This is a genomic window from Mycolicibacterium sp. XJ870, from assembly GCF_053483975.1.
On sequence record NZ_JBEFTI010000003.1, the window covers coordinates 177618 to 197413 of the forward strand.

3 protein-coding genes are annotated in these 19796 nt (G+C 63.0%); all 3 read right to left on the reverse strand.

What is annotated here, in order from left to right; translation table 11 throughout:
• Window positions 1-47 precede the first annotated feature (47 nt).
• From ABQF30_RS15760 to ABQF30_RS15770, 3 genes are read right to left on the reverse strand one after another with little or no spacing between them, the layout of a single operon-like run.
• Entirely contained in the window at window positions 48-449 is a 402-nt protein-coding gene (locus ABQF30_RS15760) for a hypothetical protein (RefSeq protein WP_448465315.1), read from the reverse strand.
• A complete protein-coding gene (locus ABQF30_RS15765) occupies window positions 442-19506 on the reverse strand; it encodes an ADP-ribosyltransferase (protein ID WP_448465317.1) in 19065 nt (6354 codons plus the stop codon). The genes ABQF30_RS15760 and ABQF30_RS15765 overlap by 8 nt, the downstream gene beginning before the upstream one ends.
• Before the next feature lie 39 nt (window positions 19507-19545).
• A complete protein-coding gene (locus ABQF30_RS15770; RefSeq protein WP_448465319.1) occupies window positions 19546-19758 on the reverse strand; it encodes a hypothetical protein in 213 nt (70 codons plus the stop codon).
• Window positions 19759-19796: the final 38 nt, after the last annotated feature.

Consider the following 19796-nt stretch of genomic DNA (forward strand, 5'->3'; position numbering starts at 1 on the left):
ACTTCTCCTTGTCCTGCCCGCTGTGCAGTTCGGCTGATCGCCGCTCGCTAAATGCCGACATTGGCCTCGATCGACGAGTCCTCGATGTCGGCGAGGTTCCGCGTCGTGAAAGCGCTTCCGGTATGCCATCTTTCAGTCATTGCATCAAACGCTGCCCGGGCTGTTTCACCGTTGCGGTTCATGACCCGAAGGGTAAGCGCGGTCTGCGTGTAGAAAACCGGATCGGTGTTAGCGGTATGCAGCAACCCGCATCCGTCGGCATCGTTGGTCCACAGCCGACCGACTGCCACCTTATGAGCCGAGTCATAGAACAGGTCCACATACGTGCCCGCACCCCAACGCGGGTCGGGGTAATCGGGCCAATCGTAGGCCTGCCCCAACCTGGCGTCGATGTAGTCGTAGGCCGCGTGGGGCATCCACCGCATCGGAATCGGACTAGTACTAGGCATGTTGCTCCACCACTTCCACTACCACGTCGATCTCAAACTTAGGATCCTCGCTGTGGAGGATTGACTCCCTGACCTCCAGTACGCGGAACGTCTGGTCCCGAGGCCCGATGACCTCCCGCTCGCCCGGTGACCTTGAGAGAGAATCGCCCCTGTGCGCGCCGCCTACGTAGATGCCACGTTGGCCAGGCTTCATCCTGTAGATCACACGCACTCGACCGTGAACCGCGGGGACTGTCGACAGCGACATCGACAGGAATGCCCGCGACATATAGGTCGCACCGACCAGCACCCGCAGATCCTCAACGGTAGCGGTGGGCGGAAACGTTAGCTCCAAACTGTTCTCGATGAACTCCAACGCCGTCGTACCGCGGGTCAGAACCACCCATTGCTCAAAAGGAGGGTGCGCATCGAATGCTGCATCCAGGCTCTCGATCTCGGGCGGCTCGTTACCAGCCCGGTCACGCAGCCAACCGTTGGCGCGTCCAAAGCCGGTAAATGTATGGCGCTGCACGACGTCGTACTGCCGTGGATCCCAACGAGCGATACCTTGCGGAGTCATCAAGCTACCGAAAGTTTTCCAGTCGCGTAGATTCTGTTTGCGGAAGTAGTGCGGATTCTCCGGGGAACCGACTGGAGCACCACGATCCGGCACCACGCTACTGCCCAGCCGATGGTATTCGTCAGCCACCGGATTCACCCGCAGCGGCGTGTACTGGGTGCCGGGCATTACCAGGCTTGGCTGCTCGACATTGCGTAGCGCCGCAAGCTCGGCCCACAGCCCATCTGGGCTCATCGACACGTACTTGCCGTACTGTGCGGTGCTGCCCGTCCGTTCCGCCGCCAGCCGGACCAACTCCAGAAGCTCGATAGCAAGGCGCAGCCGGTCTTGCGTTGGCGGCTCCGAAAGCGGCGTGGCGTCGAATTTGGAAAGCCAGTGCTCCCAAACCTGCTCCCTGGTGAGCTCGTTCAGTATGCGGCAGAGAACGATATCGCCTGCACTCTCAGCGAGACGCTCTGCCGAAGCGGCAACCTGGCCGGCGAATTCGAGCTCAGGCGCACCGAACCGTGCCACCAGCACCTTGCTACGAAATTCTGCAGCCCGCCAGTAAAGGGCGCTCATGTCGTTACCAAGGTTGTTCTTGCGGAGAACCAACGCCTCCAGAAAAGCCTCGACCTCATTGGCGGCACGCGTCTGCGGATCCAGGTTGTGGTCGCTTCCACCGGTCAAGTCGGTTACCACATCGACCGAACCCAACGACGACAGATCCAGTGTGCCGCCGACCCACAACTTGCCTTGTTCAGCAGCACCTTCGGCATAGCGCCGAAAGATATCCCGCAGATGATCATCCGGAATCTCTTGCAAAGCCTGGGTAAAGGCCGCCAGCTCTCCTTGCGAGGGATCCAGCAGTTCGCCCGGCTCACCATAGGCAAACTCGGCCCACAACGTGTTATAGACATGCTTCGCACCGCCCTGTAGGGGGGTCGGCAGGAAGTACCAGTCCAGCCTGTCCTGATCGACGAATTCGAATGCCTGGCCCTTGCCGGCGGCGACGATCTCACCGGATGGCAGGCGACGGAACTGGCCGGTGTGGGCATCGTGACGTGACATCAGCCAGTCCAGGATCTGATGCTTCTGAATGGTCAGCAGTTCCTCAGCAGACAAGCTGCCCAGCTCCAACTCATGCCCAGGAAATGCCGGCTGATGCTCGGGCCCCGCGAACATGTACTGCACCGAACTACGCGTGCCATCAACCATCATGATGAACGTCGCTGGAGTCTTCAGGCCAGATAGCGCCTGCAGCTTCGCCGTTGCCACATCCAGATCGACCAAGAAATTCTCAGCCTCGTTCTCTGGCCGCCTCACCCGGCACTTCTGACTCTTTCCATCCTCGTAGACCGCAGCGCCATCCATTCCTCGTACTTCACCCGTTGCAGTCAGCACATCCGGTGGCAAGCTGTCTGCCTCAACCACTGCCGTAACACAGCGTGTAAGCGACACCGGGTCAATCGCTCGCCCGCCGTCGATAAGCCCGACACCAGACTCGCAGGGCCCTAACTGGAACGGAACGTCGACATCGGACAGCGCGTCCTCAGACGTAGCGGATGCAAGCTGGGGCACAGATTGTCCCGGTTCTTCCAACTCCACAATCAGGTCGATCTGGAATGGGAACGCGTAAACATCTCCCGCGCTTGAAGAACGAACCTCCAGCACCCGCCACGTCTGATCCCGCGGCAGGATAACCTCTAGCTCACCCGGATTAGACGAGAGAGCATCACCGTCGGGCGCACCGTCTACGTAGATGCCGCGTTGCCCCGGCCTTATTTTGTAGATCACACGTACCCGGCCGGGAATCGCCGGGACTGTCGACAACGACGTCGACAGGAATCCGCGCGACGTATAAGTCGCGCCGACCAGTACCCGCAGATCCTCAAGCGTGGCGGTTGGAGTGAACTGAATTTCAAGGCTATTGTCGTTGAACTCCAACACCGTGGCGGCTCGGGTAAGAACGGTGTGCTCCTCAAACGGATTATGTGCAGACATCGCGGCGTCCAGAACGTCGATCTCTCGCGGCCTGGCACCCTCGCCATCACGGAGCCAACGGTTAACCGATTCGAAGTCGCCATCGGTGTAGTCCTCTATGCCGACGAGTTGCTCACGCTCCCAGTACCCTTCGTCTTGGGGAGTTATCAAGCTGCCAAAGACTTTCCAGTCAACCTCATCCTCCATGCGGAAGTAGTGCGGGTTCGCAGCGGAGCCCACCGGCGCATAGATATCGGACACCACGCTCTGCCCCAACCAGTCGTATTCAGCCACCGGATTCACCCGCACGGGCGTGTATTCCCTGCCCGCCTTGATCGCTATCGTCGACAACGCCTTTGGTCCGTCGAGCGCCGATGCGTCTCCGGTCGACGACGACCCATTTTCGGTAGGCTGTGCTCCTCCACCATCCGCAGGTGTGCGCCCCGTGGTGGAACCGATTACCTCGCCATTGGGGGGACTGCCGATCGCGAGCGCAACATCGTGCTTTTCTGGCTCGGTGACACCACTGGTCGCATCGTGCGCCGGGATCGCCCGACCGTAGTCCTCCACCGATTCCACAATGACGTCGATCTCGATCTGACGGAAATCATCTCCCGCTGTCGATTTGCGAACTTCAAGCACGCGCCACGTTAGGTCGCGGGGAAGAATGACCTCCCGTTCATCCGGCGAGAGCGAGATATATTCGCCGGCTGGCTCACCGCCAAGAAAAATCGCTGGCTGGCCGCGCTTGAGCTTGCAGATCACGCGTATCCGACTTTTCTTGGCTGGGATCGTCGATAGCGATGTGGACGAAAACCCGCGGGTCTTATAGGTTTCGCCAACCAGCGCCTGCAGGTCCTCGACTGTCGCGTCGGGCGCAAACTGAACTTTGCCCCCGTTCTCGTCGTTGAGGCTGTTGTCGTTGAACTCCAACGGCGTGGTGCCGCGGGTGACGACCGCATGTTCCTCGAAAGGACGGTGCGCAGACATGGCCGCGTCAATAGCCGTGATTATGGAAGGGACAGCGCCATCGGGTTCATGCAGCCACGTACTAATGGGCGAGTTGTCGACTATGTACGCTATCACCGCCTGAAGTTGTATTGGATCCCATGCGTCCCGACGCTGTGGCGTCATCGAGCTGCCGAAAGATTGCCACTCCGTCGCGTATCGGTGGTCGAAGTAGTGCGGGTTTTGCTCGGTGCCGACCGGCGCTGCCGGGTCAGGCACCACGCTGGGTCCCAGCCTATGGTGCTCGCTAATCGGGTTCTCCCGTACCGGCGTGTACTGGGTGCCCGGCTTGATCTCGATCGGCTTGTTGTTCAGCTCAGTGTCAGTCGGCGCTGTCACATGTGTCCAGCTTGCCCAGAAGGCGATTGGGCTCATCGCGTCGTACTTGGCAACTGCGGCATCTTCACCCTTGGCGAGTGCTTCCTGCTTTGCCGCCTCCAGGGTGGCCGCCGCGTACTCCAACTCCGCCTTGTCCGGCAACGTGGCGAGCTTGCCCCACAGCCCCTCCTTAACGGCCTGCAATGCCGTCTCTGCGATGGAAGCCAACGTTGACGCGTCCAACTGGGCTGTGGGCGGCTGGGCGTCGGTCGTCCCCGACCTGTCGGACGCGGTACTGGTGTAATAGGCCTCCATGTCGGCAGCCAGATTGTTCTTGCGTGCTACCAACGCGTCGAGGAAGGCGTCAACATCGTTGGCGGGCAATGCCGGTGGTGTCGAGAAGGTCTCCGACCCAGCGGTGGCCGCCCCCGCAAAGAAGGACAGGTCGAAATGGTCGGAAGTTCCTATCGCCAGTTTTCCGTGAGCCGCGGCAGCTTCCGCGTAGGGCCGGAACATGTCGCGTAGCGATTTGTCCGGAATCGCCTGTAGACGCTGAATGAAATCAGCCAGTTCGCCTTGCGCCGGGTCCAGCAGCTCCCCCGGCTTGCCATGTGCAAACCCGGCGAACAATGTGTTGTAGACCGGCGTGCCTTCGATGGGTGGTGTCGGCAGATAGTCCCAGCCAAGCCTGTCCTGCCCGAAGAATCTGAAAGCCTGCCCCTTGTCGATACCGACGATTTCACCGGACGGTAGTTGCAGAAACTGGCCGGTATGAGCGTCGTGATTCGATAGCAGCCAATCAAGGACATGATGCTTCTGTATGGTCAACAACTCGTGGGCTGACAGCCTGCTCGCGTCAACGATCATTTCAGGAAAGGCTTCCGAGGCCCCCGGAAACATATACTGGACCGAGCTGCGTATGCCCTCGACCGACATGATGTAGGTCGCCGGAGTGGTCAAGCTGGCCAGCGCCTGGAGTCGCGCGGTCGCTGCATCGAGGTCGACACGGAACTGCTCAGCGTCGTTCGTCGGCGCCTTCACGAGCCACCGCTGACCGTTATCGTCCACATACACGGTCGCACCATGCGACCCAAGCGTCTCTTCGGTGCGGGACAACACATCTGGTGACAAACTCGCCGGTCCGACGACGGCCGTGGCATCACCAGTCGGCACGTCTCTGCCCCCGGGTTGCCCGCCCTCGGCATCACTTGGCCCAGAGCTCGATTCCCGCGGCAGACCCTCACTACGCGGGCCGCCTTTGAAGTTGGGGAAGACGTCGAGAGCTGAGAGATCACTGCCTCGGGTGATCGGTTGACCGTCGGGGCCAAGGTAGGCCGCGACGGCCAAGGCCACCTGGTGGCGCCAGGCCGGCGGGAACGGTTCATGGCTGCCGTCGCTGAACTCGAGATAGAGCTGGCCGTGTTCTTTCACAACCGTCACGACGTGACCAAAGGCGCCGTCGAGCCAGGACACCGCCAACACGACCACGGACCCATCGGGCAGGCCGTGATCGTCCGGATCCTCGAGGCGACCCAATATCGTGTCTTCGATGTCAGCGAGGGTGACGAAAACGACCTCGGCACCGAGCTCGGCGAATACCCGGTCCGGCCGGTAACCGCCGTCGTCGTCTTCGCGCCGCAACAGTAGGGGATCGGGGTCGGGCTCCAGGCTCCTGAAGCGCCGGCGCAGGTTGGATTTCACTGCCACAGCACAATTTACGTCGTCGGAATGCACTCCGCCCGGCACTGAGCCGTCCGCGGCCCCAAACACCCAGTCGATATCCGAGAGGCGGTAGTAACCGTCCATGGTGGTGCGCAGCGCCCGCTCAGCGGCGCGACGCAGGTCCTCGGACGGAGAACTGTCAAAGGTGAACTGCTGCTCCACAACCCAGCCCAGTTCATCCTGATGGGTCATCCGCACCGTAATGCTGCCGTTTTCCTGGCCGACGGCGAATGATCCCGTCAGGTTGAGCGAGGATTCCGTCGCCTCAGCGGATGTGAAGTGAAGTTTCACATTCGAGTGCTCGTGGCCGCATACACCGGATAGGTCCCACCGCAGCTGACGGAGGGCTGCTTCCAGCCTTTGTGCTCCGTCGGCTTCGCGGGCAGCGGCCATGATGTCCGCGCGGCGCGGGGCGAACTCCGGTTGGATGACGCGCGACTTCGGATCCTGCGAACGGTATGTGGCCGGGTCGCGGTCGCCATCTCCGAGAATATCGTTCGGTAGATCCGGCAGTGGTTCCAGCCCGAACAGCGCGTAGGAAGCGTGGGGCGGATTGACCAGCCGTGCGGAGTGGACGTGGTAATTCAGGCCGTTTCGCCAGGCGTGACCCACGGCCTTCGCCCCCTCGCCGTAACTGACAACGATGGTCGTGGGGCCACGGTCGTCCTCGCTCGCCCTGGCGCTGCGGCCGGCATTGCGTCCAGCTATGTCGCTGAGCAGTATCTGACCGGCGGTCTCCGCATGCTCGGCGCCGTTGAGCGACACAATCACCGCGACCGGTTGGTCGCCCGGCGCGGAGTTCACCTGCTTGAGCGCAGCGGTGGTCAGCGAGTCAAAGTTCTCGAACGTCGGTATAGTTCGGCCCGGCGCCAGCCAGTACTCCAATGGGGACTTGGGGGACTTGTCGGGATCGACATCGTGGACCGCCTTGGCGACCCCGGCATCCTGGCACAGCTTGTCCGGATTGCCGAAGCTGACCAAAGCATGGGCATGCCGGTCCGGCGTGGCGGGTTCATATCCCAGCAGATACAACGGAGTCTTCAGCTGACGAGACCGCTCCTCCGCTTCGTACAATGCAAGGCCAAACTGCTCGTCGGGGCTGAGTCGCTCATTCGCGTCATTTCTGGCCCGTAGCTGCTCAGGGTGGAGAAGAAAGCTCACCCCTATTTTTCTCCGGTTGGCAGTATCACGATCGATCGCCGGAATACCCTCGGCGTTACCGATGAACTCCGGATACGCCATGATCAGCGCGTCCTTCTCGTCGTCTGTCAACTCGGTGGTCCACCAGATCGCGTTGTCCCGCGCGCGACGCTGAGCCAACTCCACATCGCCCAGCGGACGCAGCAGCACGGCGACGGCGATGTCCGGTCGCTTACCGGGAAACCTGCGCGCCAACGCCGCATTGGCCAGATTCTCCATCCGAGCCCAGTCGGGATCGCTGTCGTTCTGCGCCGGCGCTCCATCGGTGTCGGAGGGCTGCCGATCGACGTCTCCCCGGCGAGCGTGGAGTTCGACAGTCTCACCGGTCGCCGGCCCGATACCGAACAACGCCCACGCGTCGTCAGGGGGCTCGATCCCGATCACGCTCTCGACATAGTTGGAGAGCCCGTCACGCCAGGCGTGTCCGACGGCCCGCACCGCCTCCTCGGCGTAGACGACGATGAGATCGTGACCCATAGTGCGAGAATGTGTTTCGCTACTGACGGCGTCCGTGAGTAGCTCGCGGCCGGCATAGAATCCGGCCACGTCGCACTGCAGGAGCCGGCCGATCGATTCCGGGTCCGCCTGGGCGTCCCAGCACATCCAGGCGATTGTGGCGCTCTCGTCGGGGTTTTCGCTCAGATAGTCGACTGCCTGATGCACGCCGGTGAATAGCACATCTCCGACAGTCGAATCGATATCGACGTGCCAGGACAGCGGTTCGACCACATCCAACGCGGACAACTGCTTCGCCGCACCGTCGGCGTCATCCGTTGACTTCGTATATCTCTCGAACCCGACCATCACACGCCTGATCCCACTCGAACCTGGGTTTGGATGCGCCAGCAGGCGCATTCTCAGCCCGGACTGCTCGGCTAGCCGTGAGGCAGCCCGCAGCGCGACGACCATCTCCTCCACGGCGTCAAGCTGCTCGAGACGCATCTGCTCGAAGTCGTCAAGCGACTCACCATTCTCACGCAGCGCCTCACGTTTCTCGCGCAGCGCCTCCAGCTCCGCCATAAGAATGCGAAGCAATAATTCGTTAGCCCAATGGCGATCCTTGGCGTTGATGCCCGCGGCATTGCCGATCTCCGACGGAAAGATCAGCTGTAGCTCCGATTTGTAGTCCTTACCCAAGAGGGGCCACCACTCAGCGTTGGCACGGGCTGCCTCGACCGACAACTCCACGTTGTCTGGCGAGCCGACCAACTTATCCACGCTGTCCGCGGCCAGGGCGCCGGGCGGCACGTCGGGAAACCGCTGCCGCAGCGCCTCTTCGGCTCGTTGGGCGGGACCTGCGTCACCCAGCTGCAACATTAGATACACGTCGGTGTCGGCCAGCAGTTTGGCACGCAGATCGAGAGCGCCGGCACTGCCCAGCGTCGCCACCTTCTGGAAAGAAGGGAAATTGTCGTCCGACAGCAATTCACCACGTAGGTTCTGCAGTTCAGCACGGTCAGCGTCGCCGAGTGATGAATCGTCCTCTAGGAGCCTGTCAATCCCGCTCAGCAGATTCAGCACCGTCGCGCCCAGTTTCGCCGGATGCCAGACGTAGCCGTGTCCCGCCAACGACGAGGCGTTGCGCGCACGAACCTCGATGCGATCGACGTTTCCTTGACGGCACCAAGGCACCCACGGGTCATTCAGTGTGGTAGCAAACCGCTCTTGTTGAGCCAGCTCTTGAGCCCAGGGCGCCACGTCCGTGAGCCAGTTATTGACGATGATCTGCTCATCTTGGGCGCTGTAGTACACCAAGCGCACGACCTCACCCGCCCGTCGGCCACCCTCAGACCGGATCTCGCCATGCAGCACCAGAACGAACCCGAGCGGCTCCGACAGCGCGTGGGTGCCGAACTGCGGGTACAGTTCATCTATCTCGGTCACGGCGATGACACGCACCTTGAACTCGACAGAAAACGGCCCATAGCGGTTCGACAGGTCGTTGCCTAGCTCGCGCAACACCTGCTCCGCGGCCGCTGGGTCACCGTTCGAGTAGGCCTCCCCCACGATTTCCAGCACGACATCCAGCGAGTGGGCGAATGACAGGTCGGCGTCACGGTCTCGGTAGTCGAGCCGATGCAGCCCGTGGGTGAGCTCGGAGAGCGGCGGGGCGTCGATGCGCTGGCCGTGGTCGACGGCGGCGGCGACGATCGCGGTGCCGTAGCCATAGCCAGAGATCTTGTTGTTGGTGAACTGGCTGCCGTCTGCGGCCCAGGCGTCACGCCCGGCGTTGGACGCCGAAACCGCGCCGTAGAGGCTCGCACCGGCGATACGCGCCAGCTCCGGCGACTCCTCCAACCGGGTGTCGTAGACCGCCCAGGCCACCGTGGCCCGCTTCTCGGCCCCTTTAGCCAGCAGCGTGCGGTCCTGGTGGTGCTCCAGCGTCGCGCGCAGCCGGGTGGTCAGCTGCTCACTGTCAGTCATCGTGGTGCACGCCCCGACAAGCCAATCTTGGGACTGCTGCAGCTCATTTGGGTCGTCAAACTCATAGGGGTCGTCGCCGAACACCACGCCGATTCGCCCGTCCCCGCCATCTTCGACGGGATCGAACGCCACCACATACATCGGGACGCCCGCCCGGTCGGCGGCCTCCGTGGCCTGCTGCAGCGCAGCGTCGCGCTCGTTGAACAGGGCTGTGGGGACGGGGTCTAAATCGGGAAGGACGCTTTCCATATATTGGTGCCGCCAGGCTTCATACGCCCGGTGACGATCCTTTAGAGGAATACCCTCCGCATTGACGATGTCAAGCGGAGCCGCCGCAATCAGCCGGTCCCGGTCCTCAGAGCCCAATCTCCTCCACCACGGTGCGTTGGCCTGCGCACGCGCAACGGACTCCTTGGCGTCCCCTGGGACGTGCCGCAACTCCTGCGTGAAACGCACCCCCCGCCGGCGCAGCAGCTCCGCCACCACCGGATCGTTCTCGCCCCACCAATCACCTTCCCCGTCGTCGGGGTGTCCGGCGGCGAGGCCGATGGCGTCGGCGGCTCCCAGCTGGTTCGGCGCATCAACGCTAATCCCCTGCACCGCAACGCCATAGCGATCGAAATAGCCAACAACGGTTCGCGATACGGCAGCTTGACCCCAGTGCGGCGGCCACAGCGAAAAACGTTTCGTTCGAGTGTCAAATAGCCAGATCGTGCCCTGAACATTCTTAGCGAGATAGAGGTGGCCGGGCTTACCGCTGCCCGCCCAACGTGACGCCAATAGCGCCGCAGCCCCGTGGCCCAAGTCCAGCAGCGTGTTTTCTACGTCGGCATATGTCGCGAACTGCGCGCGCGATCTAAGGCCTGCAAAGACCGCCCCAGACCGCAGGCCCATCGGGCTAACCGCCGCCGTAAGTTTCGCAAGCGCGCGCTCAAATCCTTGCCTAGGAAACCACTTGGCAAATGTCTCGACCGCAATGTAACCGCAATTCGCCCTTGCGCCGGCCTCATCGCCCCGTGACAACGCACCCCTGCCAGCAACTGGGATACCCCCCAGATACTTCACAAGGTGAAGGGAAGTGTTGGCGAGCCACTTTTGGCCGAGGTCCTCATGGCCGTCGGCGCGAAGATTGAGAAGATCGATGGGCTCAGGCAGCACCACAACCTCGCCATCCTCACCGCGCCGTGGAAGACCAATTTCCAGCGTCTTCACCGTGGCGTCGAGAACAGCCTGAGCCTCGGCATTGACGTGATCGCGCAACTGATACGCCGATCGTTTGATGTTGACCAGAGACTCCTGGAGCCGGTCTGGGTTCCAGGTCAAACCCCGACGGGCCCAGACGATGCTGCCCTCCCAGTCAGAGTTCAGCTCGATTCGGTCTACGCCAAAATATGCAAAGAGCGACTCTAGGTCGGACAGGTGCGCCTTGGAGAACCCCTTGCGCCGCAAATGTTTATTGGCGGCATTGATCTCCAAATAGCTGAGATCGGCGACGAGATTACGGTCATCGTCACGTCGCAGGTTCCATTCGATCGAGCCGATGTCCCTACTATTCCGGTTGAGGATCACTCCCTCGAGACGAACGCTGTCGCTTCCGGGTACCGCGTCTGCACGAAACTCGACGCGGTACGGCCCATATGGGCGTGAGAGAAGCCCCGCCAGCATCTGACCGCGCCGCGAATCGGGGTGGTCGACAAGCTCACCCAGGAATGCGGGGTCAATCTCGTCGTATTCGCTCGACAGCTCGCCGTCAGAATGCAATCTCGTCCACCACGGTGCATCGGCCTGCCCATGCGCGACCGACTCTTCGGCATCGCCCGAGACGTATCGCGACCCGTGCCGGTCTGCGTCAACGCTCGTACGGCTAGCGTCGCCGGGGTGCCCAGGGAGGGCATTTCCTCTCCGTGAGGACCGGCCCGAACGTTTCCCGGGAAGACCCGCGACGGCCGTCGTCGGGACCGCCTGGCGGACCGCGTCTTGGAGATGTCCGATCGAATTTCCGTCGTGGTCGAGATAGGCCGCAAGCACCTTAGAGATGGAATGGCGCCTATAGGGCGGCCATTCGTCAACCAACTGGCCATCGATATAGACGTTCTCGCCCTCGCCCAGCTCCAGGTGGAAGGCATGCGCGCCGTAGTCTGAACGCGCGTCCCCCCAGTAGACGATGACGACAGCCGACGACCCCGGCGCCATGTCTTTTTGGGACAGCCGGGTCTTCACGCCGTCGAGCGTCGTCTCGTGCACTTCGGCTTCTAGTTCCGTGAACACATCCCAGCCCTCGGCCACCGTTTGGCCAGGCGCTAACGAAAGGCTGAACTTGCGTCCCGGGTACGCCTCAGACAATCGCGTCATGAGCCGATACGCACAGTCGTTCTCGACACGAGATTTGTTGCCGCCCAGGACACTCTGGAACGACGAGCGCACCAACCGGCCCGCGGCATTGACCAGATTGAGCGGGCCACGCATCAGTGAACTCGCGCGCGGCTTGTCCTCGCCTACACGTGCGACTCGGGCCTCGGCGAGGCCCTGGTCTGCCACCGGATCCTCCAGCTGCGCGGCGATGGGCGCCGCTGCGCCAGTGTCGCCTAGGCGACCAGCCGACGTGATGGCGGTGACAGCGGGTCGCGTCAGCACCGCGGCCAGTTGTCCAGGATCGAGTAGATGCGGATTTGCGACGCCCAACCGCTCGGCCGTCCGAAAACGCTCCACCCCTGCGGAATCGAGCCGCGGCATTCCCCGCAACGCGCGATACAACGCGTACTGTGGGGACCTCCAGTCCGAATCCGGGTTGCCAAGCATATAGACGGCGCTCTCGGCCTGGGCTTCGCACTTGTTGAGCCTGAATGTATCGGCAGGATCGCGGCTGTAGCCCGAGCACTGCAACTCCCACCCAACCCGGTCATGGGGAGTTTCACCTGCCGCCGTAACGGCGTCGAAAGCAGCATCGAGGTGCTCGTCGATGCGCCGCTCCGCCCACGTGACCGGATCGGCTCGGCGCACCCCGGCGACGGATCCGTCCCAATTCCCGCTAGCGCGCTGCCAGCCATGACCGCAGATTTCGTGCAGCATCACATCGGTCCATGCGTCGCCGGTGCCCTTCTCCGCCCGTCCGCTCGCCTGGTCTCGGGCGTGTGCATCGACGAATCCTTGCGGTTGAAGCACTTCCCGCACGCTGATGTCAACTGCAAAGACATTGAGCGCGAAGTCCCCGTACGCCAGCGACCACGTGCGGGCGGCGGTACGAGTCCCTTTGGAACTAGAAGAGCCAAACTCACCGAAGCTGATCTGGTGTAGCGGGAGCGTCGGGTCGTGGGCCAGCGCGTTGCGGATTGCGCGCACGATGCGCTCGGCAGTATCGACAAGAATCGGAGGCTGGCCTTGCGGCGCTGCCGCGAGCGCGGCCTCCAACTGCCAGAGGCCATCGATCTCGACCCAGTTCGGATCCTCTGGAACGGTCGCGCCACGCACACCAGTCAGTTGCCCGATGACCTCCCAGAATGTGCGCAGGTCAGGATCGACGACCCCGACCTCGTCCTGACCCGGCATCAGCAGGCTCACCAGACCACGCTTGAGCGAAACAACGTCAACGCCCCGCGCAGCCAGCCACCGCGATCCGGATTCGATATGGGACGGCATCTTCTCCAGCGCCGAATCCCCCAAACCGCGTTTCGCGCCAAGGAACCGAGTAAGCATCCCCTCGTGGTCGGTTTCAACCTGCTCGATCCGAGCTCGCAGAGCCTCTAGCCTGGCTTCATCCTCAGCACTCCGCTGCGCATCGTGGCTCAACGAGGATCGCACCGACGCGATCTCGCCTCTGATTGCAGCGATCTCGGCTTCGAGTTGAGTCCGTTCGGCTTCGGTAACGCCATCGAAGCCGGGTTGGCCTGCCTCGCCGAAGCTGCCGTCGCCTTGCCCGGGAAGGCCTTTGGCGCCAGGCAAGATGTCGCCGTACGCTTTTGCGTCCGGGTCATCAGCTCCGAAGAACCGCGGATGCTCCGCTGACCCCTTCGACGACCGGATCCTGCCGACCACCTTTGGATCCAATGTGTCGGATGGATCCTTCGGCGACAAACGCGCCTCCCTGCCCTCATCGGCGGGTGGGGTGGGCGTGCCGGTGACATCGCGGTGACCGGGGTGCGGGCCGCCGCGTTGCGGGAGCTGCGGACGGCCGCGGGCGTGGCGCCTGGGAGGGGCGGAGTTCTCCTCCATGTCCTGCCGAACAGCCGGCCAGCCCGGGCGCGAGAGCGGCACTGTCGTGCGTGTCTGTGCGTGGGCGTTCGGCGCTTGAGGCTGCGGCCGTTGCTGCAGGCCCAATTCCGGGCCTGGCAAACCATCGACGTCGCCGTCGGCGCTGTCACCTTCGAATTGGGGCCACCCGGACGGTACAGGGCCGAACAGAAATTTCACGCCTTCCTGTGGAAACACAATTCCGAATTCGGCGAATTTAGGAAGACCGTACAACGCCAATGAGACAGTCGAAGGATGGTAATGGCCACTGTGGTTATCAATAATGATCCCTTGGTAGCCTTCATCGGTCTTTTTGATTTGTGCGTATCCGGCTGCCTTTACGAAGTCTTCCTCCGCTGGTACGTCTCCAGTCAACGTGCCATGAGAAGTTGGGATCTCAGGGCTGCTATTGCCGAACAAAGTCCAGCGCAGACTGTCAAGCTCGTCCGGTTGAGGCGTCGAGCGCCCATCCATTCCAAGCTGTGCCGGCAAAGCCATCAGACGGCCATCCATCAGGACGGCCCACTTAATCTTCTCCTCGCCATTACCAATGTACGAGTCGAACTCAGTTGTTCCGGGTTCTGCTGGAGCAAGTCCGGCAGCACGCATATCTTCGAGATCCAGGCGCTTTATTTCACCATATTCTCGATTAGGGAATGGTCCTTCGAGGATCCCGTCACCAGCGCGTGCCGCATCCTCGGCGCGCGGGTAGCTGAACCGGACGATCAACGCCTCCGACGCTATTGGATCCGGCGGCAAGGTGGACTCCAGTCGGTTAAGCGCCCGCCCCAGGAACGGCCAAAGGACTTTGCTGTCAACGCGCCGTCCGGGCTCAACAACGTCGCCAGCAGAACGCGGATCTAGATCGGCGCCGACAATCACCGCGCCCTCAAACGAAAGTGGGTCAAACTCAACCAGACGCGGACCACCCACCCCCTTCTGGCTGGCGCGATCGGCGGTCCTGCGCAGCACATGATGAAGCTCGTTGAAGCGATCCAGCAACAACTCTTCCTCGAGGCTTAGACCAGTACCAACGCCCAACCTAGACTGCAGCTCATCGCGAAAACGCCCAAGCGACAGCATATTGGCCTCGTGGCGTTCCCACGTCGACTCATCTGCCACAGGATCACGCTGCGCTGCACTAGCTTTCGGTGCCGTCTCTCCCAAATCCGGGTTTTGCTGGTTGCTTTGGTGTTCACCGACCCGCCACGACGAGCCCGCCAGTTGGCCCTCGCCCTGATCGTCATCACCACGACCAGGTCCGGGCAGACCCGCGACGTTGCCATATGCGGCCAGCTTGAGCGGAATACCTTGCCACTTTTGTTGCGAGTCGCCGCTATCGTCAAGATAGCCAACCCATACATGAGACACCGCGCGTTCATCCAAATCACGGTCTGGATCCTTGACCTGGACCTCACCGGGCTTATCGCCCCTAAGCATCGTAAAAACGTGCCCACCCGCAAGCTCACCGATGTCGTCGTCAGACAGCCGCCGCGCCGCCAATTCGTCTTCCGACCAGAACACCATCACCACAGCGCGCGAGCCAGACGACATCCCGCCCAGGTGATCTCTCACCTCCTGAAGCGTCGATACCGGCATCGCACGGCAGTTCAGCGCTTGATACAACTCCCAACCGGGCACTCCCGCAGCGGTAGGCTCGTTGGGCAGCCGAAAGTCCCGACCCTCATACGCCTCGTTACACTCCTCGACCACACGCACCGCGCAGTTCTGCCGACGACGATTCCCCTTGTCGCGCAGATCGACACGCCACGTCGAGCCAGCAAGACCCTCGGCCACAGGCTTGCCATCGGGCGCGTCCTCGGAGCGCGCTGCGCTCTTCTCGGGGGTGTTGGGAGGCGGGTGTAGTTTCTCCGCGGTCGGTGCTTCGTGGGTTCGCTCGCGGTCGAAAGCCGGTGGAGCATTGGGCAACTTGCCGGTAATAACCGTCGAGGCACGCAGTTTTCGGGAAGCGGCCTCCTGCAGTTGCGGGGTCAGCGCGCGCAGCCCGTCGGCTGCGGCCTCGACCTCGACGCGGCGTTGATCGCTGGGTTCGACTGCATGCTCGGCGATGGCGTCGGTGTAGCGAACGACAGCGACCTCGACGTCGGAGTTGTGCGAAAGCTGTTGATATAGGGCATCTTCGGGCGATGTGTAGTACTGGGCACTGCCGTTCTGTCCATTCCGCGCGGTTCGGTTCTCGGCCTGGACGTCGATATCCCGCGTCTCCGCCGACCGACTTGTCACCACCACGTGCAATCCGCCGTCGGCATTAACCTCGTCGCTCACCGGGATGTCGACTCCCCGGCCGCCCTGCCGGTTGATCACCAGCACCTTGCCCGCTTGTCCGGCGTCGTCGAAGATCGCCTGTAGGTCGGCCTCGGCGTTGATGCCGTGCTCGAGGAACCACTTCGCGTCCACCGCCACGTGCTCGACGCCCAAATCTGTAAGCAAGCCCGACAGTTTCGCCACCTCGGTGTTCCGGTTGCTGATCACCAGCTGTGGCCGCCCACTCTTCTGCATCGCGGCAACGTCGCGGGCGATGTCCTGATGTTTCGCCGCTTCGTCGGGCGCGACCCGATCATCGCCGGTCTGCAGCTGCGACTCCTTGAAACGCGGGACCTTCACGACGGGTTTCATCCCGTAACCGTGTTCCAGCCGATCGGCCACACCGACAGCTGTCCCAGACGCACCGGTCAGCGAGTCGTAGTTCTCCGACGAGAACAACTTCGTCGCGGTGACACTCTTCGAGGTGCCGGGATCGTCGCGGATGACCAGGCCGTGCTTGGCTTCGATCGCCTGGGCCAGCCCGCCGTTCCAGCGGCTCTCGGTCGAGGTCTCCGGATCGAACATCACCTTGTGGGTGGTCTGGTCGATGATGAAGACCTTGCCGTCGTGCACGACGTAGTGGTCGCCCTCGACGTACTCCCATCGGGCGGTGGCGGCCATGTTCAGCCGCTTCAATTCGCTCCCAGTCAGTTCCCGGCCCAGAATTTGTTCCGCCTTGGCTCGCCCCGCTTCAGTCAGTGCCGCCGGTCCCGCTATCTGACCGGGTTCGCGACCGAAATCCTGCTCGGTCATCGTCCGAGTGCGCAGCCCTTGGTCCAGGAAGCCATCGGCCTGGGTGGCCTCGGCCGCAATCTCGGGACTCGCGTGTTTACCCGCCCCCTCGGAAAGGATGTAGTTCGTGTTGGCGTGTACGAGCGCCTCGTCGATCTCGTCGAGCGCAGCGTCCCTCCCCGGCACCGCATGATCCTTCAAAACTCCGAAGCCCGCGTCGTTCTGCGTGCCGATATAGATCGTCGGCGTTCCGCCCACCGGATCCGGGTGCGGCGCATCGGGATTCATTCGGACAATCTCGAACCCATACGCGCCGAGCACCTTCACGTACCTGTCGAACTCGCGGTTGGCCAGCGTATCCCGCGTGGTGAACACCTGTACCGATCCGTGACGAACCGCCGCCCACACCGCATGCGCCAGAAAAACGAGCGACTTACCCTCTCCCGCATCCATATTCACCGGTGCATACCGCATCGCCAGAGTCGCCATCACCTGCGTCCACCGCAGGGTCTTACCCTCCTGACGCCGGATCACCTCGACCGTCGCCACCAAAGCGTTGCCCTGATCACCGCGCAGCATCTGTGCCAGTTGCTCATCGGACACGACACTCCAATCACGTGCCGCATGATCGGCGAGCACCTGCTCAGCCAACGCCTTGTAGTCCTCCTCACTGGTGAGGCCGTCCAGCGGCCGGTGTGAGTTGCCGAACCCACCGACGAACGGCCGCAGCGACGAGCTCACCAGCCGGCCTGCCGCATCCAGCAGACGCCCCAACGCCGTCCCACTATTGGTCTCGCCGTCGTGGTCGCCGACGGCGGCCGGCCCGGCCGGCTTGGCGGACGTGCCTGCGAGGCGGGCAGCCGGGGTTGCGACCGCAGACGATGACGGTGCAGCGCTCGACGGCGACGAAACATGCGCTGAGACAGGTGTTTTGTCGCCCGTTGGGGTCGCAGTCACGATAGAAACCGGAGCATTCGGGATCGGTCCGGTTACCGGAGCCTTGCTGCCCACCGGCCCCGGTGTGGGAGCCACGGGCGCCATGACCGTGCCCGACTCGCCCGGCCCGGATTCAGGGACCACCGGCGCGTCCAGGGCGGGGGCGCCGGCCACAGCCGCAGGTGCCGGGTCAACCGCCGAAGCTGCGATCACGGGGTCGACTAACGGGGCGGCAGAGACCGGGTCGCCGGCGTCGACAGCGACCGACACTGGGTCGGCGACCGGGCCCTGCTCTGCCGACACTTCGCCGACGCTGTGCGCGGCGACCGGCGCCGCGCCTACCGCGGACGGAGCGCCGCGATCCCCAGCGTCGGGCGCGGCGCGACTGGCGGCGCTGTTGTCGGCCAACCCGGCCGGAGCCAGCCCTGCAGAAGGGGTGACGTTTGCGCCCGAAAACTGCTGTGTGGCAGTTCCGTTCGTATGTTGCGTCGAGGACAGCCCGCCGCCCGCACCGACCGGGACGGCACCACTGGACCCCACATCGTTATCGTGGCCGGCGATGGCCTGTTCGACAATCCCGGGGCCGGCGGTGGGGCTTTGGGGCCCCAGGTCGCCGAGTGGCGGCGGACCGTTACCAAACGGGGGCATCGACGCGCCGGTCGCGGGACTGCCGTTGTGGGCCGGCGTTACTCCGGCGCCGCGCAGCCCGCCGATACTGGAGAACGCCGCGCCGCCGAGCATCGACCACGGGTCCAATTGACCACCGACCGCATAGGTGCCCGCCAGGTTGCCGACGATTCCGGCCGAGAACATCACCGTCGCGCCCTTGGCTGCAACGCCCCACCGGGTTTGCGCCGGACCCAGCCGGCGCCCGACGGGGACCGCGAACGCTCCGCCGGCGGCGCCGCCGAACGCCGCGGCTTTCAACGATTGGCCGATCCGCTCTTCGTCCAGCTTGTCGCGGTGGCCGCTGTGAATCTGGATCCCCTGAGCGGTCAGCTCCGTAGTCAACGCGATCGCCGGCTCCTGAAAAAGGCCTTCCTGCACCGCCTCGTAAGCTATCGCCCGCCCGATGGGGCGCGTGGTGACTCTCTGTCCCGTCTCACGGACCAGGCGCGGCACCATGGTGCGCGTCGATATCTGGCCCAAGTTCTGTGAAACGCGTCCCTCCGCCTTCGTCACGACCTGGCGGATCGAGGCGGCGGTCACCTTCTCGATCGCTGGTATCGCCGCCGTGGACGCCCCGAACGTGGGAGTGGACGCGGCCAGGCACCAAGCGATTTCGACTGCAGCCAACGCGAGCCCCACCAAGATCGACAGCTTGGAGTATTCGATTTCGACGGCGAGGTTCTCAGCACCCTCCCCGAGTGCCGACAACGCGTCGACCAGTCGGCCGACCGCGTGCTCCCCGTCGAACAGCATTGAGAACTGTTCGTCGGCGGCCTGCGCGGTCTGGCCGAACAATACCGAAAGGGTCTCGTTGCGAACCTTATTCAGGTCCGGTATCAGACTTTCCAGGTCGTCGGCAGCATCGTGGTAATACTCGCCCATGCGAAACATGCCAGTTTCGCTGCCTTGGGGCCACTGGCCGCCGGCTAGATAGGACACCCACTGCAAGCCGGGTGGAATCTGAATGTCGCCCATAGGAAGACCGTTGTGGCACCGTGCCACAGATGGTTGCGACTAGGTTTGATCTTGTTGCTCGAAGGAATCCGCAGCGACTTTCAGGCCGCGCGAATAGTGGTCAAGCAAGTCGGACTTGGCTACCACCGAACCGTCGACCCAGTCCAACTGTGGAGAATAATCTTTGACGAACTGATCTCCGATCCTGTCATCCCCCCACGCGGCACCCTCGGCGCTGAGTTTGCCCCGCAGTCCCGACAGCACGTCGTTCATCCGGTTGCTGACGTCGTTGAGACGTCTGGAGGTAGCCC